The following is a 24,981-nucleotide window of genomic DNA, read 5'->3' on the forward strand; positions in this document are numbered from 1 at the left end:
CAGGTCCCCGGCGCGGCCCGACCCGACCCGACCCCCCGTCAACTCCCCGGTCGGTCCCCCGAGCGACCCGCGGGCCGATCCCCCGTTCCCCGCTTGCCCTCCCCGCTGCGCGGCACGCGCGCCGGGCCGCGGCGCACGGAGCCGGGCGCGGTCCACGCCTTGGGTTCCTTGAGCCGCTCCGAGGATTCCAGTTGCCAGGGCACCGAGGTGACCATGACGCCCGGTGTGAACAGCAGCCGACCCTTGAGCCGCAGCGCGCTCTGGTTGTGCAGGATCTGCTCGTACCAGCGCCCGACCACGTACTCGGGGATGTAGACCGAGACCACGTCCCGGGGGCTGGACCGGCGTACCGACTTGACGTACTCGATGACCGGGCGGGTGATCTCGCGATACGGCGAGTCGAGCACCTTGAGCGGCACCTCGATTCCCCGCACGTCCCACTCGCGCCGCAGCGCCTCGGTCTCGCCGGGGTCGACATTGACCGTGACCGCTTCGAGCACGTTCGGTCGCCCCACGCGGGCGTACGCGAGCGCGCGCAGCGACGGCTTGTGCAGCTTGGACACGAGCACGATCGCGTGCACGCGCGACGGCAGCTTGCTGTCGTCCACCTCGACCGCCGCGAGTTCGGCGGCGACGCGGTCGTAGTGCCGCCGGATCTGCTTCATCAGCAGGAACAGCACACCCATGGCCGCGATGGCGATCCACGCGCCCTGAAGGAACTTGGTCACGAGCACGATCACGAGCACGGTGCCGGTCATGAACAGACCGAAGGCGTTGATCACCCGGCTGCGCATCATCCGGCGCCGCTCGCCCGGATCCGTCTCGGTCTTCAGGTGCCGGGTCCAGTGCCGGATCATGCCCGCCTGGCTCATCGTGAACGACACGAAGACGCCGACCACGTACAGCTGGATCAGCTTGGTCGGCTCGGCGTCGAACGCGACGATCAGCACGATCGCGAACGCGGCCAGCATGATGATGCCGTTGCTGAACGCGAGCCGGTCGCCGCGCGTGTGCAACTGACGCGGCAGGTAGCGGTCCTGCGCCAGGATCGAACCCAGAACGGGAAACCCGTTGAACGCGGTGTTGGCGGCGAGGATCAGGATCAGGCCGGTGACCGCGAGCACGAGGTAGAACAACGGCTGTAGCCACGTCCCGCCGAAGACCGCGTCGGCGACCTGCGCCACGACGGTCTTTTGTTCGTAGTCGGACGGTGCGCCGATGATCTGGGTGGTCGGGTTCTCGGCGAAGCGCACCTTGGTCATGTTGGCCAGCGCCAGCATGCCCATCAGCATGGTCACCGAGATGGTGCCCATGAGCAGCAGCGTGCCGGCCGCGTTCTTGCTCTTGGGCTTGCGAAACGCCGGTACGCCGTTGCTGATCGCCTCGACACCGGTGAGCGCCGCACAGCCGGACGAGAACGTGCGCAGGAGCAGGAACACCAGCGCGAAGCCGGTGAAGCTGTCCTCCGCCTGGATGTGGAAGCCGGCGCTTTCCGCCTCCATGTTCGCGCCGGTCGCGGCGCGGATGAGGCCGAACCCGGTCATCCCCAGGATGGCGAACATGAACGCGTAGGTGGGAACGGCGAACAACTTGCCCGACTCGCGCACACCCCGGAGGTTCATGCCCATCAACACGAGCACGAGTGCGACCGCTATCAGCACCTTGTGCGACGCGAGGGCGGGGATGGCGGAGGACATGTTGGCCACGCCGGAGGAGACCGAGACCGCCACGGTCAGCACATAGTCGACGAGCAGCGCGCTGCCGACCGTCAGGCCGGCATTGGGTCCGAGGTTGACGCTTGCGACCTCGTAGTCACCGCCGCCGCTGGGGTACGCGTGCACGTTCTGGCGGTAGGAGGCGACCACGGTCAGCATGACCACGACGACGGCCAGGCCGACCTGCCACGAGAAGTGATAGGTGGCCAGGCCGGCCATGGACAGGGTGAGCAGGATCTCGTCGGGCGCGTAGGCGACCGATGAGAGTGCGTCGGAAGCGAAGATGGGAAGCGCAATGCGCTTCGGCAGAAGGGTCTCGGACAACTTGTCGCTGGCCAGGGCTCGGCCGACAAGGATGCGTTTGGACAGATCGGTCAGTCTTGACACGCAGGCGATCGTAAGCCCACCGACTTTCGTCGGGGCGGGGGCATGCCGCAAGGCGCCCACGTGTAACGTCTCGGCGAGGTCTGCCACCCTGGTAACACCACAAACGAGCATCAGACCGGGCACTACGGACCAAATCCGGAAGGACGGCCGTGCACATCGTCATCATGGGCTGCGGGCGCGTGGGATCCACGCTGGCCCAGACGCTCGAGGAACTGGGGCATTCGGTGGCGGTCATCGACCGCGACCCCTCCGCGTTCCGACGCCTCGGCTCGCACTTTTCCGGCCGCAGGATCAAGGGTGTCGGCTTCGATCAGGACACCCTGCGCGAGGCCGGTATAGAAGAGGCCGGCGCGTTCGCGGCGGTCAGCAGCGGCGACAACTCGAACATCATCGCGGCGCGTGTCGCCCGCGAGACGTTCGGCGTGGAGAACGTGGCCGCGCGTATCTACGACCCGCGCCGGGCCGAGGTGTACGAGCGTCTGGGCATCCCCACCGTGGCCACCGTGCGTTGGACCGCCGACCAGATGCTGCGCCGGCTGCTGCCCAGTGGCGCCGAGCCGCTGTGGCGTGACCCGTCCGGGAGCGTTCAGCTCGCCGAGGTGCACGTGAGTTCGACCTGGGTCGGCCACCGGATCAGCCGACTCGAACAGGCATCCGGCGCGCGGGTGGCGTTTGTCACCCGTCTGGGCGAAGGCATCCTGCCGACCTCCGAGACCGTCATCCAGGAGGGCGACCTGGTGCACGTGGTCATGCATCAGGCGGATGTGGCCGCCGTCGAGGCGGCCTTCGAGAGAGCCCCGGAGGAAAGCTGATGCGGGTCGCAATCGCGGGCGCCGGCGCGGTGGGTCGTTCCATCGCCGCCGAGTTGTTGGAAAACGGCCACGAGGTACTGCTCGTCGACAAGGCTCCGGACGCCATCAAGGTGGACAGCGTTCCGCAGGCCGAGTGGCTGCTCGCCGACGCGTGCGAGATCTCCTCGCTCGACGAGGCCGCGCTTCAGCGCTGCAACGTGGTGATCGCCGCGACCGGCGACGACAAGGTCAACCTGGTCGTCTCGCTCCTGGCCAAGACCGAGTACGGCGTGCCGCGCGTGGTCGCCCGAGTGAACAACCCGAAGAACGAGTGGCTGTTCAACGAGGCGTGGGGGGTCGACGTCGCCGTTTCCACGCCGCGCCTGATGTCGGCCCTGGTCGAAGAGGCGGTCAGCGTCGGCGACCTGGTGCGCCTGATGCGTTTCAGTCAGGGCGACGCCAACCTCGTGGAGTTGACCCTGCCGGGCGACGCCTCGCTCGTGGGCACCCGCGTGGGTGACGTCGCGTGGCCCGAGGACACCGCACTGGTGGCGATCATCCGCGAGGGTCGGGTCCTGGTGCCCGGCAAGGACGACTCGCTCGAAGCGGGCGACGAACTGTTGTTCGTCGCCGCTCCGCATCGTGAGGAGGAGCTGGAGGACCTGCTGTCGGCCTGACCGACACAACCCTCCCGCCGCCCCGGTCGGACCGGACTCGAATCCGGTCCGACCGAAACGTCTGACGGCAATCCCCGCGCCGGCCGCGACACTGCGCAGCACCCGCGACTCGCGTGACACCGCACAGCGCCCACGGCAGCTGCGCTCACGGCGGCTCCCGGCGCCCCCGGCCCACGCGGCCCACGCGATAAAACCCCGAAGCCTCGAAGCCCTGAAGCACCGAGCCACCGAGCCACCGCCCCGGCTGCGCCCATCCACCCCCGTCCGCGCCTCAGGCGGCGGCCAGTTCACCCATGATCTGCTCCGCCTCCTCGTTGAACGCGCGCACGATCGGCTCCTTGTCGTAGCGCTGCAACCGCCTGCGGAAGTCCGCGAGGAAGTCGTTGCACTGCGTCGACGACAGGTTGCCCGCGATCCGCAGCGCGTCGGTGGCCTTGCCGCACGCCGCGTCCAACTCGCCCTGGGCCAGGTATGCGGCGGCCATGAACGTGGTGTCCTGCGCACAGCGCCGCGTCGCGCCCTCCCGACGCAGCTTGAGCGACTCGCTCGCGAAGCCGTGGATCTTGTCCTGTAGCCCCAGGTCTCGATGGCTGTGCGCGAATTCGTGCTGCAACTCCGATTCGTCGAAGTAGTTGCACCACGACGGGTCGTCGTCGACCGGGCCGGCCGCGTCCAGGTGCCGCTCGGCGACGAGCATGGACTGCTCGCACGCCCGCCGGTCTTTCAGGGCCGCGTGACCGCGCGCCTCCATCGACGACACGATCGCCCGTGCCCGCGGCCCCAGCGCTCGCGCGGCGCCCTGTTCGGCGGCCCGCGCGAGCTGTACCGCCTCCCAGCCGTGGCCCAGATACACGGCCTGACACGCCATGTTGGCCATCACGTACGCCCCGTAGGCGACGTCGCCTGCTGCCTGAGCCAGGCGTAGCGCCTGGATGTGGTAGCGCTGGGCGAGGGCGTGTCGGCCGGAATCGAACGACAGCCAGCCCGCGAGTTCGGTGAGTTCGGCGACCGCGCGGAACAGCCGGCGGCCGACGTCCTCCCCGTAGGTGCCGGCGAGTTTGGTGCGGGCGACGCCGTTGAGATGGTTGACGACGGTGTCGCGCAGGTCCCCGCCTCCTTGGGCCCGATCGAGCCGGCGAAAGGCCAGGACGGTCTGATGGATGCGTTGTACGTCGGCGTCGCGCACCGTGGTGGGGCCGGTCGACGCGAGCTTCTCCGGCTCGCTCCCGACCCCTGATGCGGTCGACCAGAACAGCGCGGGAGCAGCGAACGCCCCCACGCCGAAGGCCGTGTTGGCCAGGAAAGTACGGCGGTTCATGTCTCTCTCCGACAAATCGGCCACGGCCTGTCTGACTTCGGCCGCGGTCCGGGCGACGATCAGCCCGTCGAAAGGGTCGGGGATCGGCGGACGTCGGTCGCGCAACCCGAGGTCCGCGACCGTCAGTTCACATCCCAAGCGGCGGCCGAGAGCCTCGGCCAACAGCTCGGGAATCGGCCAGCGCGGCTGGGCGCCCTCGAACCAACGCGCCACCGAGGTGTGGCTGCACCCGAGGTGCAGCCCGCGTCGCTCGGCGACGACATTGACCCAACGGGCCAGCTCACGCCGGGAGAGACCGGCTTCCGCTACCAATGCGATGAGGTCACCGTTTCCGGCCACCGTCCCCGCCTCCTTCGTCCACTGGAGGTCTAACGGGGACGCTAATCACACGGTTACGGGAACATGCAGGAATGACTGATTAGACCGATCTTGGTCCAAGTTTTCCGGAATCGACTGCCGAATCCCGCAACCATGATCGACACGTGATCTGTTCTTTTCCATGGCGAGCCGATAATCGGACTAATCAACACACAAGTGATCGCCCGTGCACACCCACGAAACCCGGCCACAGCGCCGGTCACGACGCGCCCCCGCGCCGCCGGCGGCCAAGCCGCACCGTCGGCGGTCGATCCCGCCCCACCGCCGACGGCGAAAGCCCGGCCCTACCCGCAGCCGCGAAACCCGCCGCACCACGCCCGGCCGGCCCCGCTCACCTCGTCAGTCGCGAGACCCTGCCACACCGTCACGCGAGCCGTCCGGCCCGCCCTCGACGCCGTCGTGGAGCCCGTCCTCAATGTCGTCCTCGAGATCGGCGACCTTCACCGGCGGCGGAGCCTTCGACATGATCAGCCAGGTGATGTAACAAACCACCAGGAACGGCGGCACACCGAGCGCGACCTTGGCCGCCCCCAACGCGGTGACGTTGCCCGTCATCCAGATCGGGATCTGGATGACGATCCGCAGCACGAACATGACGATCCACACCCAGGTGGCCTTGCGATAGGCCGCATACCGTGCCGGGATCTGTCGCCAGGTGAAGTTCTCCCCGAGCGCCGGGCCCAGCACGACGCCGATCAGCGGCCAACGCACCAGGATCGAGATCAGGTACGCCACCGCGTAGCCGCCGGTGAGCAACATGCCGACCGAATAGAAGTTCTCGGCCTTGCCGGACTTGATCGCCACGAAGCCGGCCACCGCGACCCCGAGAAACCCGCCCAGCGCGTGCTGAAGGCTCTCACGTCGCACGATCCGCACGATGGCGAACGCGAGTGCCACCGCACCGGCGGTGATCGCCGCAGCCCAGGTGGAGCGGCTGATCGTGTAGGCGATCACGAAGACCAGTCCCGGCACGGTCATGTCGATCATGCCGCGCACGCCGCCGAAGGCGGCGATCATCGTCGCGGCGCTGTCGGTGGGCACGGGCTCGGCGCCGTCCACGTCCGAAGCGGGTCGTTCCATGTGGGCGGTCACTCGATCACTCCCGGCCGACGGGGCGCAGTTCGTACCTGGGGTTGAACAAAACGGGCCGGCCCTGAGCGGTGCTGACCCGGCCGTGGGCGACCAGTTGCCGCCCGGGCTCTATGCCGGCTATCCGCCGCCGACCGAGCCACACCACCGACAGGGCGCCCGAACCGTCGTACAACTCGGCCTCGAGCGCGGGCACCCCGGCTCGCGGGCGAAACGTCACGGTCCGCAGAGTCCCGCCGACCGTGATCAGGTCACGCTCGACCACATCCACGATCTTGGTACACCCCAGGCGCTGCGAGTCGTGCAGCAACTCCTCGGCGTGCAACTCCTCGTGGGTCGAGGTCAGCCGATCCAGCATCCGGCGCAATCGTCCGGGCCGGCGCTCCACCCCGGCGGCACTACCACTCATGTCCCGAAGGGTACCGCCAATCCTCCCCACCCCCGAAGCCTCACCGCCCCGAAGCCCCACGGGCCGGATGGACCCACCCGAAAGCCGTAAACCCGCGGCCTTCCCACCAAACGCAACGGGTGGCGAGGTTGGGCACACCTCCCGGCCGAAACCCCCCGCAGCGAACCCACCGGGGCCACCCGGCCACCCGGCCACGAGCGAGGCACGACCAAGACCTAACCCTCGAACCGATACCCCATCCCCGGCTCGGTGAGCAGATGCCGGGGGTGCGAAGGATCGCGCTCCAGCTTGCGCCGCAACTGCGCCATGTACACCCGCAGGTAGTTCGTCTCCGTCCCGTAGGCCGGCCCCCACACCTCCTGCAGCAACGCCCGCTGGCTCACCAGTCGCCCCGCGTGCCGCACCAGCACCTCCAACAGATGCCACTCGGTCGGGGTGAGCCGTACGTCGGCCCCGTCCCGCGAGACCCGCTTGGCCGCCAGGTCCACCGTGAACGACTCGGTGACCACGACCGGCGCCTCCTCCTCCGGTACCGCCCGCCGCACGGCCGCCCGCAGGCGCGCGAGCAGTTCGTCCATCCCGAACGGCTTCGTCACGTAGTCGTCCGCGCCCGCGTCCAGCGCCTCGACCTTCTCCGCGGAGGCTTGCCGCGCGGACAGCACGATGATCGGGATCTTCGTCCACCCACGCAGCCCCCGGATCACCTCGACCCCGTCGATGTCCGGCAGCCCGAGGTCGAGCAACACCACGTCCGGATGCCGGTCCGCCGCGGCCGTGAGCGCCGCCGTACCGTCCCCCGCCGTGTCGACCTCGTAGCCGCGAGCCTTCAAGTTGATGGCCAGGGCCCGCACGATCTGTGGTTCGTCGTCGACGACCAGGACCCGTGTCACCGTTGTTCCTCCATGTCCGATCCGGCCGAAAGAGCCGGACCACCAGAACCCGCCGAACCCGCCGAACCGACCGCGTCCGACGAAGCCGGCGACCCCGACGAACCCACCGACCCGACCGTCTCGAACGGCCCGTCCGCCCCCACCGATGCCGCCGCCACCGCCGGCACCACCCGCACCGCCGTCCGCAACGCCAGCACCATCGTCAGTCCGCCGCCGGGAGTGTCCTCCGGGGTCAGCGTGCCGTCCATCGCCTCCGCGAAGCCCCGCGCGACCGCCAGGCCCAATCCCACCCCGTTACCCTTCGGCGCGTCCCCCAGACGCTGGAACGGCTCGAAGATCCGGTCCTTGGACTCGTCCGGCACCCCGGGCCCGCGGTCGGCCACCCGCAGCTCGACCCGATCCCCCAGCGCCCCCGCCGACACGTGCACGCGACGGCCCGCCGGGTTGTGCTTGACCGCGTTCTCGATGACGTTCGCGAGCACCCGTTCCAACAGACCCGCGTCCGCGCACACCGCGGGCAACGTCTCCGGTATGTCCAGCGCGACCGCGTCCTCGGCAACCCCCATGAGCGCGCCCGGCACGATCTCGTCCAGCCCGATCGCCCCCATCAGCGGCGTCACCGTCCCGGTCTGCAGCCGGCTCATGTCGAGCAGGTTGCCGATCAGCGAGTCCAGCCGGTCCGCACCGACCTCGATCGCCGCCAACAACTCCGCCTCGTCCTCCTCCGACCAGCTCACGTCCTCGGCCCGCAGGCTGGACACGCTCGCCTTGATCGCGGCCAGCGGTGTGCGCAGGTCGTGCGAGACCGCCGCGAGCAACGCGGTACGGATCCGGTTGCCCTCGGCCAGGCGCCGCGCCTCGGCCGCCTCGGCGACCAGCTTCCGCCGCTCCAGCACCACCGCGGCCTGTGCGGCGAACGCGCCGAGCACCCGCCGGTCCTCGGCCGGCAGCACCCGTCCCGACAGCGCGAGCGCGAGCGAGTCGGACACCGGCACGTCCACGTCCGCGTCCTCCGGTCGCACCGCCGGATGCGGCCCGACGCTGCCCACGCACAGCCACGGGCGGTGGTGCTCCTCGCGCTGGAGCAACGCCACCGACTCCATCGCGAACGTCTCGCGCACCCGGTCGAGCAGCGCCGGCAGCGCCTGTTCGCCGCGCAACACGCTGCCCGCGAGGAAGCTCAGGGTCTGCGCCTCGGCCTGACTGCGCGCGGCCTGATGGGTACGTCTGGCCGCGAGGTCCACCACCGAGGCCACCGACAACGCGACGAACACGAAGACGCCCAACCCGAGCATGTTCTCCGGATCGCGAATGGTCAGGTTGTGCAACGGCGGCGTGAAGTAGTAGTTCAGCAGGAACGAGGACACCACGGCGGTGAGCACCGATGCCCACAGCCCGCCGATCAGCGCCACCGCGACCGTCAACGTCAGGAACAGCAGCATCGCGGTGGACAGGCCGTGACTGCCCCGGGTCGCGTCCAGCGTGTACGTGAGCGCGGCCGGACCGATCACCGTCACCGCCCACGACGCGATGTGCCGCCCGCGCCCGAGCGGCGATCGGATCGGGCGCAGCACCCGCCCGACGCCCGCGTGCTCGTGCGTGACGATGTGGGTGTCGATGTCGCCGGACTGCGCGGCCACCGTCGCCCCCACACCGGGGCCGAACAGGTACTGCCAGGGCTTGCGCCGACTGCTGCCGAGCACTATCTGCGTCGCGTTCACGCCCCGCGCGAAGGACAGCAACGCGGTCGGCACGTTCTCGCCCACCACGGAGTGGAACGTGCCCCCGAGCGACTCGACGAGTGCCCGCTGGCGGGCCAGCGCCTCCGGGGAGGCGCCGGTGAGACCGTCGCTGCGCGAGATGTACACCGCGAGCAACTCGCCGCCGGACCCGCGTGAGGCGATTCGGGCCGCCCGCCGCAGGAGGGTTTCGCCCTCGGGTCCGCCGGTGAGGCCGACCACTATCCGCTCGCGCGCCGGCCAGGTCGCGTCGATCTGGTGCTCGTTGCGGTACTGCTGGAGGTATTCGTCGACCCGGTCGGCCGTCCACAGCAGCGCGAGTTCGCGCAGCGCGGTGAGGTTGCCGACCCGGAAGTAGTTGGACAGTGCCGCGTCGACCTTCTCCGGCGCGTACACGTTGCCGTGGGCCATCCGTCGGCGCAGCGCCTCCGGCGCCATGTCGACCAGTTCGATCTGGTCGGCCCGGCGGACCACCTCGTCGGGGACGGTCTCGCGCTGCGGGACCCCGGTGATCGACTCGACGACGTCGTTGAGCGATTCGAGGTGCTGCACGTTGACCGTGGAGACGACGTCGATCCCGGCGTCGAGGATCTCCTCGATGTCCTGCCAGCGCTTGGCGTTGCGCGAGCCGGGGACGTTGGTGTGCGCCAGTTCGTCGACGAGCGCGATCCTGGGGCGCCGCGCGATGACGGCGTCCACGTCCATCTCGGTGAACGAACCGCCCCGGTGCGTCATCCGCTGCCGGGGGATCGTCTCCAGGCCGTCGAGCACTTCCTCGGTGTTGGGTCGGCCGTGGCATTCCACGAACCCGACGACGACGTCGCTGCCGCGCCTGCGCCGACGTTGCCCTTCGCCCAACATCGCGTAGGTCTTGCCGACGCCCGGTGCCGCACCGAGATAGATCCGGAGCTTGCCGCGTGCCATGTCACCCATTCTCTGCCTCGGGTCGGAGAGTGCCGACACCGGCACACTCCGACCCGTATCCACCGAAGCCGCCGAAGCCGCCGCCTCAGCCCGCGAGCTTGGCGAGGGCGATGTCGAGGTCGAGCACGTTCACCCGCTCCTGGCCCAGGAAGCCCAGGTTCGGGCCGTCCACGTGGGCGTTCACCAGTGAGCGCACCTTCGCGACGTCGAGGCCGCGTTCCCTGGCCACGCGATCGACCTGGATCAGCGCGTACGCCTTGGAGATGTGCGGGTCGAGCCCGGACCCGCTCGCGGTGACCGCGTCGACCGGCACCCGGTCCTCGGCGACCCCGTTGAACTTCGCGACCCGGGCCTTGCGCTCGGTCACGAGCTTGACGAAGACGGGGTTCTCGGGGCCGTAGTTGGACGCCCCGGAGGCGAGCGCGTCGTAGTTCGAGGCCGACGGGCGCGGCTGGAACCACTTCGGGTCGGGCAGCGGGCCCACCCCCTCGCCCTGCTCGGCGGTCAGCACCGCGCCGCTGTCGAGGTAGGTGTAGCCCGCGCCGTCGGCGGTCGCGAGCACCTCGCGGCCGTCCGCGTCGAACACGCGCGGCGCGCCCTTGGCGTCGACGAGGTCGAACGCCTGGCCGATCAGGCTCGATCCGACGTCCTTGCCGGCGACGCTCACCGAGGACCCGTCGGCCTTGTCCTTGAAGAACGCCTGGGCGACGCCCGTCATGGACAGCGGGTACAGCACGCCCAGGAGCACGGTCAGGACGAGGAACGCCCGGAGCGAGGCACCGAGGACGCGGATGCGGGTAGTGAAGTTCGTGGCCATGTGAATCAACCGATTCCGGGGATGAGCGAGACGATCAGGTCGATGAGTTTGATCCCGACGAACGGGGCGATCAGGCCGCCGAGGCCGTAGATCCGCAGGTTGCGACCGAGCAGTCGGTCCGCGGACATCGGCCGGTAGCGCACGCCGCGCAGCGCGAGCGGGATCAACGCGACGATGATCAGCGCGTTGAAGATCACCGCGGAGATGATCGCCGACTCGGGGGTCGCGAGCTGCATGATGTTCAGCTTGTCGAGCGGGCCGAGCGCCTCGGCGCCCTTGATGCTCGCGAACATCGCGGGGATGATCGCGAAGTACTTCGCGACGTCGTTGGCGATCGAGAACGTGGTGAGCGCGCCGCGGGTGATCAGCAACTGCTTGCCGATCTCGACGATCTCGATCAGCTTGGTCGGGTCGGAGTCCAGGTCGACCATGTTCCCGGCCTCCTTGGCGGCGGAGGTGCCGGTGTTCATCGCGACACCCACGTCGGCCTGGGCCAGCGCCGGGGCGTCGTTGGTGCCGTCGCCGGTCATCGCGACCAGCTTGCCGCCGGCCTGCTCGCTTTTGATCAGCGCGAGTTTGTCCTCGGGGGTGGCCTCGGCGAGGAAGTCGTCGACGCCGGCCTCGTCCGCGATCGCCTTGGCGGTCAGCGGGTTGTCACCGGTGATCATGACGGTGCGGATGCCCATCCGGCGCAGTTCGTCGAACCGCTCCCGCATGCCCTCCTTGACCACGTCCTTGAGGTGGATGACGCCCAGGACGCGGGCGCCGCTCGCGTCCTCGACCGCGACCAGCAGCGGCGTGCCGCCCGCGGCGGAGATGCCGTCGACCAGTTCGCCCGACCGGGCCGGGATGCTGCCGCCCCGCTCGGACACCCACGCGTTGATCGCGGACGCGGCGCCCTTGCGGACCGTACGCACGGCCCCGTCCTCGGTGAGGTCCACCCCGGACATCCGGGTCTGCGCGGCGAAGGCGATCCACTCGGCGTGCGCGAGTTCGCCCTGGTGCCGCTCGCGCAGCCCGTACCGCTCCTTCGCCAGCACCACGATCGAGCGACCTTCGGGCGTCTCGTCGGCCAGCGAGGACAGTTGCGCCGCGTCGGCCAGTTCGGCCGCGCCCACTCCGTCGACGGGTACGAACTCGGACGCCTGCCGGTTGCCGAGCGTGATCGTGCCGGTCTTGTCGAGCAGCAGCGTCGACACGTCGCCCGCGGCCTCGACCGCGCGCCCCGACATCGCGAGCACGTTGCGCTGGACGAGCCGGTCCATGCCGGCGATACCGATCGCCGAGAGCAACGCCCCGATGGTGGTGGGGATCAGGCACACGAGCAGGGCGACCAGGATGATCATCGACTGTTCGGCGTGTGCGTACATCGCGATCGGCTGCAGCGTCACGACCGCGAACAGGAAGATGATCGTGAGCGACGCGAGCAGGATGTTGAGCGCGATCTCGTTCGGCGTCTTCTGCCGGGCGGCGCCCTCGACGAGGGCGATCATCCGGTCGATGAAGGTCTTGCCGGGCTCGGTGGTGATCTTGACGACGATCCGGTCGGACAGCACCTTGGTGCCGCCGGTCACCGCCGAGCGGTCGCCGCCCGATTCGCGGATCACCGGGGCGGACTCGCCGGTGATGGCCGACTCGTCCACGCTCGCGACGCCCTCGACGACGTCGCCGTCGCCGGGGATGATGTCGCCGGCCTCGCACACCACGAGGTCGCCGACGGCCAGTTCGGTGGCCGCGACCCGCTCCTCGTGCTCGCCCACCAGGCGTCGCGCGACGGTGTCGGTCTTGGCCTTGCGCAGCGTGTCGGCCTGCGCCTTGCCGCGCCCTTCGGCGACGGCCTCGGCGAGGTTGGCGAACACCACGGTCAGCCACAGCCAGACGGTCACCACCCACGCGAAGACGCCGGGGTCCTTGATCGCCATGACGGTGGTGATGACCGACCCGATCTCGACCACGAACATGACCGGGGTGCGGACCATGACGCGCGGGTCGAGTTTGAGCAGGGCTCCGGGCAGCGACCTGAGCAGTTGGCGGGGTTCGAACAGGCCGGCGGAGACGCGGGTGGGCCCGGTGGGCGCGACGGTCTGTTCTTCGGCGGGGCGTATTGCGGTGTCTGTCATGCCAATCCCTCGGCAAGCGGCCCGAGGGCCAGGGCGGGGAAGAAGGTGAGGCCGGTGATGATGAGGATCACGCCGACGAGTTGGCCCACGAACAGGGGCTTGTGCGTCTGCAGCGTGCCCACGGTGCTCGGGACGCTCTTTTGTTCGGCGAGTCTTCCGGCGAGCGCGAGCACGAGGCAGATCGGTACGAATCGGCCGATCAGCATCGCGAGGCCGATCATCGTGTTGTAGAACTCGGTGTTCGCGCCCAGCCCGGCGAACGCGCTGCCGTTGTTGTTGGCGCCCGAGGTGAAGGCGTACAACACCTCGGAGATGCCGTGTGGCGAATCGGAGTTCAGGATCGCCGCCTGCTCCCCCGGCAGGGCCAGCGCGATGCCGGTGAAGGTCAAGATGGTGGCGGGCACGACGAGGATGTACATCGCGACGAGCTTCATCTCGCCGGCGCCGATCTTCTTGCCCAGGTACTCGGGCGTGCGGCCGACCATCAGGCCCGCGACGAACACCGCCAGGATCGCCATGATCAGGATCCCGTACAGGCCCGAGCCGACCCCGCCCGGCGTGATCTCGCCGAGCATCATGCCGATCATGGTGATGCCGCCGCCGAGTCCGGTGTAGGACGAGTGGAACGAGTTGACCGCTCCGGTGGAGGTCATCGTGGTGGACACGGCGAACATCGACGAGCCGGGAATCCCGAACCGCGCTTCCTTGCCCTCCATGGACCCGCCGGCGATCTCCGGGGCGGCGCCGTTGCCGTGCGCCTCGGTCCACCACATGAGCGCGACGGCGACGAACCAGATCACGAACATCGCGGCGAGGATCGCGTAGCCCTGCTTGAGGTTGCCCACGAGCCGGCCGAACGTGCGCGGCATCGAGAAGGGGATCAGCAGGATCAGGAAGACCTCGAACACGTTGGTGAACGCGTTGGGGTTCTCGAACGGGTGCGCGGAGTTGGCGTTGAAGAAGCCGCCACCGTTGGTGCCCAGTTCCTTGATGACCTCCTGCGAGGCCACCGGACCGCCGGGGATCGTCTGCGAGCCGCCCGACAGGGTGGTGACGGTGTGCGGGTCGGCCAGGTTCTGCAGCGTGCCCGACGCGACGAGCACGATCGTGCCGATGATCGCGATCGGGAGCAGGATGCGAATCGAGCCGCGGACGAGGTCGACCCAGAAGTTGCCGATCTCGCCGGAGCGGACCCGGACGAACCCACGCACGAGGGCGATGGCGACGGCCATGCCCACGGCGGCGGAGACGAAGTTCTGTACGGTCAGGCCGACCATCTGGACCGTGTGGCCCATCGCGGTCTCACCGGAGTACGACTGCCAGTTCGTGTTCGCGGTGAACGACGCGGCGGTGTTGAACGCCTGGTCCGGCTTGATCGGCGCGAAGCCGAGGTCGAACGGCAGGTGGTTCTGCAACCGCTGGAGGGCGTAGAGCCCGAGCAGCGAGAACATCGAGAACCCGAGGACGCTGCGCAGGTAGACGGTCCAGCGCTGACCGGAGTCGGGGTTGGCTCCGATGAGCTTGTACAGGACGCGCTCACCGCGAAGGTGTTTGTCACTGGAGTACACGCGGGCCATGTAGTCGCCGAAGGGGCGGTGGACCGCGGCCAGGACTGCGATCAGCAGGGACAGTTGGAGTATCCCCGCGAGCGTGACGCTCACCTAGAACCTCTCGGGAAAGATCAGGGCCAGGACCAGATAGCCGAGCAGGGCGATGGCGACGCTCAGGCCGACGACGCTTTCGACGTTCACAGCTTCGCCACCCCCTTGGCGATCAAGACGACCAGCGCGAAGAACGCGATCGTCAGGAAGACGAAGGCCAGATCAGCCATCGCGATTGCTCCTTGGGACGGACAGGCGCTTGATCGCCCGTGACGGAGACATTGATAGCACCGCCAACTGGTCAAAAATCACCACATAAGGCGCATATTCGAAAGCGTTGGCGGCGTCCTGACGCGGCCCTGCGGCTTCTTGACGAGTCCTTGACGCGGCCCGAATTCGGCCGCCTTGTGCGCGTACGACCCGCACCCCACCCGGCCCCGCCCCCGGGCAGCCGCGGCGCCGTCGGCGGACACGACAAAGCCCGGCCCCGCCTTTCGGCGAAACCGGGCTTCGGTGTTCGTACTGCGCTGTTCGTACTGCGCTGTTCGAACTGCGGTGATTCGAACTGCGGTGTTCGCACCGCGGCGATTCGTACCGCGGTCTCGTACCGCTGTGTCGCTAGCGGACCTCGGTGATCTCCGGGCCACGCTGGAACGGGTTGAGGTCACCGTCGAAGCGGTCGCCCTCCTCGCCCTGCGCCGGCACCGCGAGCCCGCTCTCCGGGTCGACCTGCGCGTTCTCCGGCAGGCGCAGCAGGATCGGGTCGCGCGGCGCCATCGGGTCCATGCCACGCACCACGACGGTGTCGCGGAACATGGTCTCCAGGTCGGCGCCCACCTCGGGGTCGACCGCGGCCCGGCCGGAGATGACCCCGCGCAGGAACCAGCGCGGTCCGTCACACCCGACGAAGCGGACCAACTGGTGCCCCTGGGTACCGTCCGGCAGCTGGACGGGCACCTGGGCCCGCAGCTCCCACCCCAGGCCCGCGTCCTGCTCGTCCACGACACCACCCTGCTGGGTGATCCCGGAGGCGATCTCGGCGCGCACCTCGTGCCAGATGCCCTCGTTGCGCGGCGCGGCGAATGCCTGCAGCTGGAGGCCACTGTCCTCGAGGACCACGGTGGCGGCGATGATGAGGTCGTTGGAGACCTCGACCCGCAGTTCCATCCGCGGATCGCTGGGGATCAGCATTCCGCCGAGGTCGATGCGCTCCTCGTGGGGATCTTCGAGTTCCTCGAAATCCCACGGGCCATCGGGCCGCGGAGCGGGCGGGATCGGACGGCTCAGCTCGTCCGGATCCGAGTCGTCGGAGGCTGTCGCGTCCCCGTCGTCCCGAGCCTCTTCGGCTCCGTCCTCATCCTCGTCCTCGATGGTCTCGTCGAGGTCTTCGCGCTCCTCGACCGGCAGATCAGCCTTATCGCTGCGTCGGCGACGACCGAACACGTCACAGTCCTTCCCTGTCGGAGGCCGAGTCTTGCCTGCTGCCTGCGCTGCCCGCCGCACCGGACGTCGAAACGCCGATGGCCGCGTGCCCGCCGGTGGATCCGAAGCCGCCTTCGCCGCGCCCGGAACCCGGTAGCTCGGCGACCTCGTGGAACCCGGCTCGCTCGACCCGTTGGATCACGAGTTGGGCGATTCGGTCGCCGCGACGAAAAACGACCGGCGTACGCAGGTCGTGGTTGACCACGACAACCTTGATTTCGCCACGGTATCCCGCATCGACTGTGCCTGGGGCGTTCACCAGGGATACTCCGCATCGAGCGGCGAGTCCGGAGCGCGGATGAACGAACGCGGCGTAGCCGTCCGGGAGCGCGATGGCGATGCCCGTGGGCAGGACCATCCGCTCACCGGGGGCGATCTCGGCGTCCTGCGCGGTCACCAGATCGGCGCCGGCGTCGCCCGGGTGCTCGTAGGCGGGCAGCGGCAGCTCGGGGTCGAGCCGACGCACCAGGATGTCCACACTCGTGCTCACGGGTTCACCTCGAACGCTCGGGCTGCCTTGATCAGATCCGGATTCGCCATCACTCGCCGTACGTCCTCGGCGCGGCCGTTGTCGACGAAGTGTTCCACCCCGACGAACAACGCCGCCGCCTCGACCGCGATCGGCCCCTCGGGAGAGTCGAGCCGGCCCTGTGCGCGCGAGTAGATCTTGCGGCCGGCCACCGCCTCGCACCATGCGTGGATGTAGAGCGTGGAGCCCACCGGCACCGGACGGCGAAAGTCCGTCTCCAGGTGTCCGGTGACCGCGGTGGTGTGCAGCATGTAGCCGATCGCGCCGAGGGCCTCGTCGAACGCGCAGGTCAGCAGGCCGCCGTGGGCCAGCCCCGGGGCGCCCTGGTGCTGCGCGGTGACGGTGAACTCGGCGTCCACGGACACGCCCTCGCCGGCGCGCGTGCGGATGCGCAGGCCGCCGGGAGCGGCTTCGCCGCAGCCGAAACAGTCGCTGTAGTGCTCGCCCAGCTCGGCGCCGGGAGGAGGGGCGTCCGGGTGGGGCCGGGGCACCACCGCGTCCGGAGGCGGGATCAGGGATGTTGGTCGACTCACGCCGAAGGACACTACCGTCGTTCCGACCGACAGCCGCGCGGGAGCCTCGGGGGCCTCCAGGCGCCGCGACCCGAAGGGGTCGCGGAACGGAAGGAAACGCATGACCAAGAGCGTCGTCGTCACCGGGGCGACCGGTGGGATCGGCCTTGCCGTCGCGTTGGAGCTGGCGGGATCCGGCTTCGACGTGATCGGCACGGCCAGGACCGGGGAGAAGGCCGAGCGCTTGCGCGAGGCCGCGGAGCGCGCCGAGGTGGGCGTGCGCACGGTCCTGCTCGACGTCGCCGACGCCACGTCGACGGTGCGGGCGTTCACCGAGATCGCCACGATGACCGGCGGCGGTCCGTGGGCGGTGGTCAACAACGCCGGAATCGCGCAGCCGGGCGCGATCGAGGACGTCGAGGACGACCGGGTGCGCACGCAGTTGGAGACCAACCTGATCGCGCCCGCGCGGATCGCGCGCCTGGTCCTGCCTCAGATGAGACAAAGACGCGACGGTCGGATCGTCAACATCTCCTCGATCTCCGGCCGGGTCTCGTCGCCGTTCGTGGGGTGGTACTGCGCGAGCAAGCAGGCACTGGCGTCGGTCACCGACGCGCTGCGGATCGAGACGGCGGGTTTCGGCGTCAAGGTGGTGCTGATCGAGCCCGGGAACTTCGGCACCGACCTGTGGGAGCGCGGCATGGCGCTGTTGCCCCAGCGCAAGACGTCGGCGTACAGCGACTCGTACGACCTCGCGGACGACGTCGTGCGCCGGGCCAAGGCGCTCCCCGACCCCACTCCGGTCGCGCACGCGGTACGGACCGCGCTGAGCGTGCCGCGTCCGCGGGCGCGCTACCTCGTGGGCAACGACGCGAGGGCCGGCGCGGTGCTGGACCTGCTCGCGCCGACGGCCCTGTCGGACTACGCCAAAGGAGTGGCGACGGGCCTGCGAACGCCTCCTGAGGGGATCACTCGCGCACTCGCCAGGCTGACCCGGCGGCACGGCCCGCGCTGAACCGTGTCGACCGCTCATGACAGGCTGGTCCCATGCAGGCGTACAACGAACGACTCGGCGTGCCGGCCTCGTGGTGGGCCCTGACCTTTTTGATGGGGCTCTCGGGCGGGCTCGTGGGCCTGGCCATGGGCCCGATACCGACCGTCGTCGGGGTGATCGTGTGCGCCGCGCTCGCGGCGTGGGCCACCGCGTCCTACGGCTCGGTGCGGATCAGGGTCACCGACACGGAGCTGTTCGCGGGCAAGGCCCGCATCCCGCTGAGCGCGCTCGGCGAGGGCACCGCCCTCGATCCCGAGCAGGCCCGCTCGATGCGCATGGAGGCGGCCGACCCGCGCGCGTTCATGCTGCTGCGCTCCTACATCCCGGGGGCCGCGCGGATCGAGGTGACGGATCCGACCGATCCGACGCCTTATCTCTATCTCTCGTCGCGCAATCCGCGACGACTGGTCGACGTGGTCGCGGCGGTCCGCGCCCGGGCCTGATCGGCGCCCGGGGTCGAAGCGGATCGATCCGCCCGCGCACCGATCCGGCCGGTGCGTCGATCCGGGCCGTGCCGGATGCGGACAGTCAAGAACGCCCGCCGGTGAGTCGGCGGACGTTCGACTTCGTACGTCCTGCTTCATGCGTGTGCGTGCTTCACGTGCCGTGCGCGCTGCTTGTCGTGTTCCTTGTCGTGCGATCCGTTCAAGGACGCTCGGCGAACGTCGACGGTCCAACTCCTGCCGGTACCCGTATGGCGTGTGCAGGGTTGCCGTTCATCGCCGGTCGTCCTCGACCGAACACGATCAGGCGCAGTCGCTGCAGATTGCCTGGCCGTCCTTCTCCTTGGCCAGCTGGCTGCGGTGGTGCACCAGGAAGCAGCTGGAGCACGTGAATTCGTCGGCCTGCTTCGGGACGACCCGGACGGACAACTCCTCATTGGAGAGGTCCGCGCCGGGAAGCTCGAGAGACTCGGCCTGCTCGAATTCGTCGACGTCGACCGAACCGGCCGACTTGTCCACGCGCCGAGCCTTCAGCTCCTCGATGCTGTCTTCGTTGATGTCGTCGTCGGTCTTACGCGGGGTGTCGTAGTCGGTTGCCATGTACCTCTCCCCCTCCGGGTGGATCTGCTGTGCTCAGTCGTGCGGCAGCGCCCGCGGACGTTCTCGGACGATGCCTTCAGCGCACGTAACGCTTGACGGGTCGAAGTTGTGCCCGACCCGAAGCGCAGATTTTGCCTTACATCAAGGCCCGTTACGCAATCGACACCCAACCGAACCCCCAAAGAGGTGACTTGGTTGGATGGGGGGCCACTGTAACCCCGACCCGCCCTGCACAACCAGGAGGAATCGTGACGGTCTACGCGCTGGGTGATCAAATACCCAAGGTGCACCCCGATGCGTATGTGCATCCGGATGCGGTCGTGATCGGAAGCGTGGAGATCGGCGCGGATTCTACGGTGTGGCCGGGTGCCGTACTGCGCGCGGACCACGGCCGGATCGTGATCGGCGAGCGGACCTCGGTCCAGGACGGCTGCGTTTTGCACACCACCGCGCCGTGGCCGACCGTGGTCGGCGACGAGTGCGTGATCGGGCACATCGTGCACCTGGAGGGCTGTGTGATCGAGAATCGCTGCCTGATCGGCAACGGCGCGGTGGTCATGCATCAGGCGATCGTGCGCACAGGTGCCCTGGTGGGAGCGGGTGCCGTGGTCGGGAATCGGGTCGAGGTGCCCTCGTTCGCGATGGCTCTCGGGGTGCCCGCCAAGATCCGCGAGAACGCCGTGTCGGAGGGTGCCTTCGACGAGGCGGTGCGTAGTTACGTCGCCAACGGCCGACGCTTTCGCAAGGAGTTGCGGCGCATCGATTGATCCGCATCGCCGGGCCCGCCCTCCCCCGGTGTGTCGGATCGCACACTCCGCGTCTGGTTTGGCCGACCGGTTCGCCCCGTATATAAGTCGGACCACGGGGGCTACATCGGGGAGTTTCGTGCTTGAGCTAGTCGGTCTGGACAAACGGTTCGGGGAGAAGGTCGTTCTCGACGACCTCTCTTTGACCATTCGTCCCGGCCAGATGTTCGGATTTGTCGGTACCAACGGGGCCGGGAAGACCACGACCATGCGGATCGCGCTCGGCGTGCTCACGCCCGACGCGGGCGAGATCCGCTGGCAGGGGCGCCCGGTCGATCGGTCGATGCGCCGCCGCTGGGGTTACATGCCGGAGGAACGCGGCCTGTATCCCAAGATGCGCATCGCGGATCAGCTCGTCTATCTCGCCGAGCTGCACGGGATGACCCGTGCCGAGGCCCGCGCATCGGCCACGCGATGGCTGGAGCGGCTGCAGGTGTCGGGTGAGCCAGGGGACCGTCTGGAGACGTTGTCGCTGGGCAATCAGCAGCGGGTCCAGCTCGCGGCGGCGCTCGTGCACGAGCCGGAGCTGCTCGTGCTCGACGAGCCGTTCTCCGGGCTCGACCCGGTCGGCGTGGACGTGATGGCGGGCGTGCTGCGCGACCGGGTGGCGCATGGCGCCGCGGTGGTGTTCTCCAGTCATCAGTTGGAACTGGTCGAGTCGCTGTGCGACGCGGTCGGCATCATCAAGGACGGCCGCATGCACGCCGCCGGCACCGTGGCGGAGTTGCGGGGCGACTCGCGCGCGGTGCGCTACCGCGTGGTCGTCGAGGGCGCGCCGGCCGACTGGGCGAAGGATCTGCCCGGGTCGACGGTGCTGTCCGCGGACGCGGACGCGGTGCTGGTGGAGCTGGTCGAGGGCGCGAGCGAGCAGGCTCTGCTGGACGCCGCCCGCGCGGCGGGCCGGGTGCTCTCGTTCGCGCCGGCCACCCCTTCGCTGGCGGAGCTCTTCCGCGAGGCCGTCAACGGAACGGAGGTCGGCGCGTGAGCACCGGCGGATTCACCTTTTGGTCCGCGGTGCGGCTCGTGGCACGCCGCGAGTTCACCGAGCGCATCCGCGATCGCGGCTTCCAGGTCTCGGTGGGCGTGATGCTGGCGATCCTGCTCGCGTCGGTGGCGATCCCGGCCGTGATCGGCGGCGGGTCCGACAAGTACGACGTGGCCTTCCTGGGCCCGCAGCAGACGCAACTCGCGCAGACCGCGGAGCGCACCGCGACGCTGCTGGACGTGGACATACGCGTCAAGCCGGTCGCCGACCGCGCGGCGGCCGACAAGGCCCTGCGGGACGGCAAGCTGGACGCGGTGGTGGACCAGGGTCGGATCGTGGTCGACAGCGGGCTGAAGGACCCGCTGGCGGCCGTGCTGCAGAGCGCGTGGGCGACCGTGGAGCGCGACGGCCGATTGACCGCGCAGGGCATCGACCCGGGCGCGGTGAACCAGGCGTCGGCGATCCAACCGATGCCCAAGACCACGCTCGACCCCGACGCGGACCAGCGCGACGCCCGCCGCGGCATCGCGTTCGTGGGCACCCTCGTGCTCTACGGCATGCTCATGTTGTTCTGCATGTGGGTAGCGAGCGGGGTGGTCGAGGAGAAGTCGAGCCGGATCGTGGAGATCCTGCTCGCGACCGTCCCGGCCAAGGCGTTGCTGACCGGCAAGATCATCGGGATCGGCCTGCTCGGCCTGCTCCAGATGCTGGTCACCGCCGTGGTGGGACTCGCGGCCGCGAGTGCGACGGGCACGATCGAGCTCACCGGCGACATGGTCTATCCGGTGGCCCTGGTTCTGCTGTGGTTCGTGGTCGGCTACGCGATCTACGCGTGCATGTTCGCCGCCGCCGCGGCCCGGGTGTCTCGCCAGGAGGACCTGCAGAACGTCATCACGCCGATGACGACGCTGTTGATCGCGTCCTTCCTCATGGCGGTCTTCCTGGGCCAGAACGGCGGCACCGCCGCGACGGTGCTGGCCTATGTACCGCCGTTCTCGGCCATGTTGCAGCCGGTGCTGACCGCGGCCGACGAGGTCTCGGTCGTGGAGAACCTCGCGGCGTTGGCGATCGCGCTGGTCGCGCTGGTCCTGCTGGTGCGACTCGCGGCCCGGATGTACGAGGGCGCGGTGTTGCGCATGGGCGGCAAGGTCACCGTCAAGGAGGCGCTGGGCGCCACGCGGGGTTCGACGGCCCGCAAGGGCTGACAGCACGTGTCGGGCCCGCCGCCTCGCCGTCGCGGGCAAGGTGGCGGGCCCGATGTACGGGTGGGGCCTCAGCGCTTGTTGGCGGCCTTGCGGGCCTCCAGGGCCAGCCGGCGCTCTTCGAAGCGGTCCGCCTGGGTCCCGAGGCCGTCCAGGAAGAACGCGAGCTCCTCGCGGGCCTTGTCGCCCTCCGGGCCCAGGTCGGTGCGCTCCATGATCTTCAGGTGGCGCAGCACCGGCATGATCACGTCGTTGCGGTGGATCGGCAGGTTGTACACGCCGCCCACGGCGAGCTTGGCCGCCGCCCGCTCGAAGCCGCTGATCCCGTGTCCGGGCATCCGGAAGTCGGTGACCATGTCGGTCACCGCGCGCATCGCCAGGTCGGGGGCGAGCTCGAACGCGGCCTTGAGCAGGTTGCGGTAGAAGACCATGTGCAGGTTCTCGTCGGTGGCGACCTTCGCGAGCATCTGCTCGGCGATCGGGTCGCCGCACGTGCGCCCCGAGTTGCGGTGCGACACGCGCGTCGCCAGCTCCTGGAACGTCACGTAGGCGATGACGTGCAGCGGGTTGGCCATGTGGTCGCCCTGGTAGCCCGCCTCCATGTGCTCCATGCGCGAGCGCTCCAGGGCGACGGGGTCCACGGCCCGTGCGGCCATCAGGTAGTCGCGGATCGCGATGCCGTGCCGGCCCTCCTCGGCCGTCCAACGGTGCACCCACGTGCCCCACGCGCCGTCGCGGCCGAACATCGCCGCGATCTCGTAGTGGTAGCTGGGCAGGTTGTCCTCGGTCAGCAGGTTGAGCGTCAGAGCTATCCGGCCGACGTCGGTCAGGCCCGATTCCTCGGCCGTCCACGCCTCGCCACCGAGCACACCGTCGAAGTCCCGACCGCGACCCCACGGCACGTACTCGTGCGGAAACCACTCCTTGGCCACGGCCAGGTGTCGGTCGAGCTCGACCGCGACGACCTGCTCCAGCTCACTGAGCAGGCGCTCACCGGTGATGGCGGGGGCGAGAAGGTTCATGGGCACTCCAGGCGTAGGCAGACATCGTGGAACAGCGGCAGACACGGAGGACGACGCTGTGCATCGCCCGCACGACGTGTCCCTACGATTCCGTAACTTACGACAGCGTAGGTTGGTTCCGCCCCGAACCGGAAATGTGATGCGCGCCTCTCGCACACACGTGCGACGAGTTTCGGCCTGCGGGGCCCACTCGCCCCGAGCCGATCAGCCGGACACGAATCCGATCCGGATCATCAGACCGCCCTCCTCGCGGGGTTCGACCTCGATCCAGCCTCCGTGCGCGCGCACGATGGAACGCACGATCGAAAGTCCCAGGCCCACGCCCTTGTCGCTGGCGATCCGCTCGGTCCGCAACCGACGGAAGGGCTCGAACATGTTGTCCACCTCGTAGGCGGGCACCACGGGTCCGGTGTTGACGACGGTGAGCACCGCGATGCCGGCGCTGGTCTCGGTGGAGACCTCCACGACACCCCCGGGGCGGTTGTAGCGAACCGCGTTCTGTACGAGGTTCATCGCGACGCGCTCCAAGAGCACACCGTTGCCCTGCAATCCCGCGGGCGCGAGGTCGGTCTTGAGCGTCACCTTGCGCTCGGCGGCCTCCGCACCGGTCTGGTCCACCGCTCGGCGGGCCACCTCGCCGATGTCGACCGGTTTGCGCTCGGTGAGTTCGTTGTCGCTGCGGGCCAGCAGAAGCAGGCCCTCGATCAGCCCTTCGCTGCGCTCGTTGGTCGCCAAAAGCGTCTTGCCCAATTGCTTGAGCTCGACGGACGCGTCGGGGTCGCCGAGCGCGACCTCCAACAGCGTGCGGTTGATCGCGAGGGGGGTGCGCAACTCGTGCGACGCGTTGGCCACGAATTTTCGTTGTGACTCCAGGGATCGGTCGAGCCGATCGAGCATGTCGTCGAAGGTGTCCGCGAGCTCCTTGAACTCGTCGTCGGGACCGTCCAGCTCGATCCGCCGGTGCAGATTCGCGCCGGCCACCTCGCGGGCGATCGCGGTGATCCGACCGAGCGGGCGCAGCACGCGTCCGGCCATCACGTAGCCGAAGCCGAAGGCGACCACCGCGAGCAGGAGCAACGCGAGCAACGACTGTTGGAGCAGCGCGTGCAGCGCGGCGTCGCGCTGGCGACCTTGCAGGTACGCCTGCCACTCGACGAACTGGTCGCGCGTCATCGGTTGACCGCCGACCGACAACTGCGTGTTCTCGGCCAATTTCATTTTGAACTGGCCGGCCACCAGGCTCTGCCGCACGAGCAGGTAGACCGTGCCGAGCAGGAGGACGCCGGCGATCAGGAACATGCCGCCGTACAGCGCCGTCAACCGCACCCTGATCGTGGACCGCAACAGCGCGGGCACCTGCGAGGGCGCGAGTCGTGACAGCCGCGACATCTCGACCGCGTCGTCGGCGTCGCGGCCCAGGATCAGCCGTCGGCCGTTGCCGGGCGGGCGCGGCGGCTCACGGCCGGGCTCGCGCGCCGGCTCACGGCTGGG

General features: G+C 69.3%; 23 protein-coding genes. 7 read left to right on the forward strand and 16 right to left on the reverse strand.

The window, feature by feature from the left end:
- Positions 1-38: 38 nt before the first annotated feature.
- Entirely contained in the window at positions 39-2,102 is a 2,064-nt protein-coding gene (locus GT354_RS27930) for an APC family permease (RefSeq protein ID WP_161359141.1), read from the reverse strand.
- 149 nt (positions 2,103-2,251) lie between these two features.
- Between GT354_RS27930 and GT354_RS27935 the strand changes: the two genes are divergently transcribed.
- Both GT354_RS27935 and GT354_RS27940 read left to right on the forward strand, forming a co-directional pair.
- A complete protein-coding gene (locus GT354_RS27935; protein WP_161359142.1) occupies positions 2,252-2,914 on the forward strand; it encodes a TrkA family potassium uptake protein in 663 nt (220 codons plus the stop codon).
- Complete coding sequence (locus GT354_RS27940; RefSeq protein ID WP_161359143.1) at positions 2,914-3,570, forward strand: TrkA family potassium uptake protein; 657 nt, start codon at positions 2,914-2,916, stop codon at positions 3,568-3,570. Before GT354_RS27935 ends, GT354_RS27940 begins: the two co-directional genes overlap by 1 nt.
- Positions 3,571-3,841: 271 nt before the next feature.
- On the opposite strand, the gene GT354_RS27945 is transcribed toward GT354_RS27940, so the two are convergent.
- From GT354_RS27945 to GT354_RS28000, 12 genes are all read right to left on the reverse strand, one after another.
- A complete protein-coding gene (locus GT354_RS27945) occupies positions 3,842-5,227 on the reverse strand; it encodes a hypothetical protein (RefSeq protein ID WP_161359144.1) in 1,386 nt (461 codons plus the stop codon).
- 378 nt (positions 5,228-5,605) lie between these two features.
- Positions 5,606-6,358, reverse strand: coding sequence for a DUF3159 domain-containing protein (locus tag GT354_RS27950; protein WP_161359145.1), 753 nt, complete (start codon positions 6,356-6,358; stop codon positions 5,606-5,608).
- A gap of 4 nt (positions 6,359-6,362) precedes the next feature.
- Positions 6,363-6,764, reverse strand: coding sequence for an OB-fold nucleic acid binding domain-containing protein (locus tag GT354_RS27955; protein WP_161359146.1), 402 nt, complete (start codon positions 6,762-6,764; stop codon positions 6,363-6,365).
- 215 nt (positions 6,765-6,979) lie between these two features.
- On the reverse strand, positions 6,980-7,654 hold the full coding sequence (locus GT354_RS27960; protein ID WP_161359147.1) for a response regulator: 675 nt from the start codon (positions 7,652-7,654) through the stop codon (positions 6,980-6,982).
- Positions 7,651-10,317, reverse strand: a complete 2,667-nt coding sequence (locus tag GT354_RS27965; protein ID WP_161359148.1) for a sensor histidine kinase KdpD — start codon at positions 10,315-10,317, stop codon at positions 7,651-7,653. Before GT354_RS27965 ends, GT354_RS27960 begins: the two co-directional genes overlap by 4 nt.
- 85 nt (positions 10,318-10,402) lie before the next feature.
- Complete coding sequence (locus GT354_RS27970) at positions 10,403-11,134, reverse strand: potassium-transporting ATPase subunit C (protein WP_161359149.1); 732 nt, start codon at positions 11,132-11,134, stop codon at positions 10,403-10,405.
- A 5-nt stretch (positions 11,135-11,139) separates the two neighbouring features.
- The gene (kdpB, locus tag GT354_RS27975; RefSeq protein ID WP_161359150.1) at positions 11,140-13,254 is read right to left on the reverse strand and encodes a potassium-transporting ATPase subunit KdpB; all 2,115 of its coding nucleotides are present in this window, start codon (positions 13,252-13,254) and stop codon (positions 11,140-11,142) included.
- Entirely contained in the window at positions 13,251-14,915 is a 1,665-nt protein-coding gene (gene kdpA / locus GT354_RS27980; RefSeq protein WP_161359151.1) for a potassium-transporting ATPase subunit KdpA, read from the reverse strand. Before kdpA ends, kdpB begins: the two co-directional genes overlap by 4 nt.
- Positions 14,916-15,005: a K(+)-transporting ATPase subunit F gene (kdpF, locus tag GT354_RS27985; protein ID WP_161359152.1), complete on the reverse strand. Its 90-nt coding sequence runs from the start codon at positions 15,003-15,005 to the stop codon at positions 14,916-14,918.
- Between the two features lie 468 nt (positions 15,006-15,473).
- Positions 15,474-16,298: a DUF3710 domain-containing protein gene (locus GT354_RS27990; protein ID WP_161359153.1), complete on the reverse strand. Its 825-nt coding sequence runs from the start codon at positions 16,296-16,298 to the stop codon at positions 15,474-15,476.
- Between the two features lies 1 nt (position 16,299).
- Positions 16,300-16,827, reverse strand: a complete 528-nt coding sequence (gene dut / locus GT354_RS27995; RefSeq protein ID WP_161359154.1) for a dUTP diphosphatase — start codon at positions 16,825-16,827, stop codon at positions 16,300-16,302.
- Positions 16,824-17,501, reverse strand: a complete 678-nt coding sequence (locus tag GT354_RS28000) for a PaaI family thioesterase (protein ID WP_237535524.1) — start codon at positions 17,499-17,501, stop codon at positions 16,824-16,826. The genes dut and GT354_RS28000 overlap by 4 nt, the downstream gene beginning before the upstream one ends.
- Here GT354_RS28000 and GT354_RS28005 point away from each other — a divergent pair.
- Both GT354_RS28005 and GT354_RS28010 read left to right on the forward strand, forming a co-directional pair.
- Positions 17,500-18,393: an SDR family oxidoreductase gene (locus GT354_RS28005; protein WP_161359155.1), complete on the forward strand. Its 894-nt coding sequence runs from the start codon at positions 17,500-17,502 to the stop codon at positions 18,391-18,393. The two genes, GT354_RS28000 and GT354_RS28005, sit on opposite strands and share 2 nt — an antisense overlap.
- A 32-nt stretch (positions 18,394-18,425) precedes the next feature.
- Positions 18,426-18,875, forward strand: a complete 450-nt coding sequence (locus GT354_RS28010) for a DUF3093 domain-containing protein (protein ID WP_161359156.1) — start codon at positions 18,426-18,428, stop codon at positions 18,873-18,875.
- 303 nt (positions 18,876-19,178) lie between these two features.
- On the opposite strand, the gene GT354_RS28015 is transcribed toward GT354_RS28010, so the two are convergent.
- Positions 19,179-19,475, reverse strand: a complete 297-nt coding sequence (locus GT354_RS28015) for a DUF4193 domain-containing protein (protein ID WP_020555852.1) — start codon at positions 19,473-19,475, stop codon at positions 19,179-19,181.
- A 248-nt stretch (positions 19,476-19,723) separates the two neighbouring features.
- On the opposite strand from GT354_RS28015, the gene GT354_RS28020 reads away from it, so the two are divergent.
- The 3 genes from GT354_RS28020 (at position 19,724) to GT354_RS28030 (ending at position 22,471) form a co-directional block, all read left to right on the forward strand.
- A complete protein-coding gene (locus GT354_RS28020) occupies positions 19,724-20,242 on the forward strand; it encodes a gamma carbonic anhydrase family protein (protein WP_346012204.1) in 519 nt (172 codons plus the stop codon).
- A gap of 118 nt (positions 20,243-20,360) precedes the next feature.
- A complete protein-coding gene (locus GT354_RS28025; protein ID WP_161359157.1) occupies positions 20,361-21,266 on the forward strand; it encodes an ATP-binding cassette domain-containing protein in 906 nt (301 codons plus the stop codon).
- A complete protein-coding gene (locus GT354_RS28030; protein ID WP_161359158.1) occupies positions 21,263-22,471 on the forward strand; it encodes an ABC transporter permease in 1,209 nt (402 codons plus the stop codon). Before GT354_RS28025 ends, GT354_RS28030 begins: the two co-directional genes overlap by 4 nt.
- A gap of 68 nt (positions 22,472-22,539) precedes the next feature.
- Here the strand turns inward: GT354_RS28030 and GT354_RS28035 are convergent, their stop codons facing one another.
- Positions 22,540-23,490: an acyl-ACP desaturase gene (locus tag GT354_RS28035; protein WP_161359159.1), complete on the reverse strand. Its 951-nt coding sequence runs from the start codon at positions 23,488-23,490 to the stop codon at positions 22,540-22,542.
- A gap of 204 nt (positions 23,491-23,694) precedes the next feature.
- Entirely contained in the window at positions 23,695-24,879 is a 1,185-nt protein-coding gene (locus GT354_RS28040; RefSeq protein ID WP_161359162.1) for a HAMP domain-containing sensor histidine kinase, read from the reverse strand.
- Between the last annotated feature and the right edge of the window lie 102 nt (positions 24,880-24,981).

Source organism: Streptomyces sp. SID3343 (assembly GCF_009865215.1).
Lineage (GTDB): Bacteria > Actinomycetota > Actinomycetes > Streptomycetales > Streptomycetaceae > Embleya.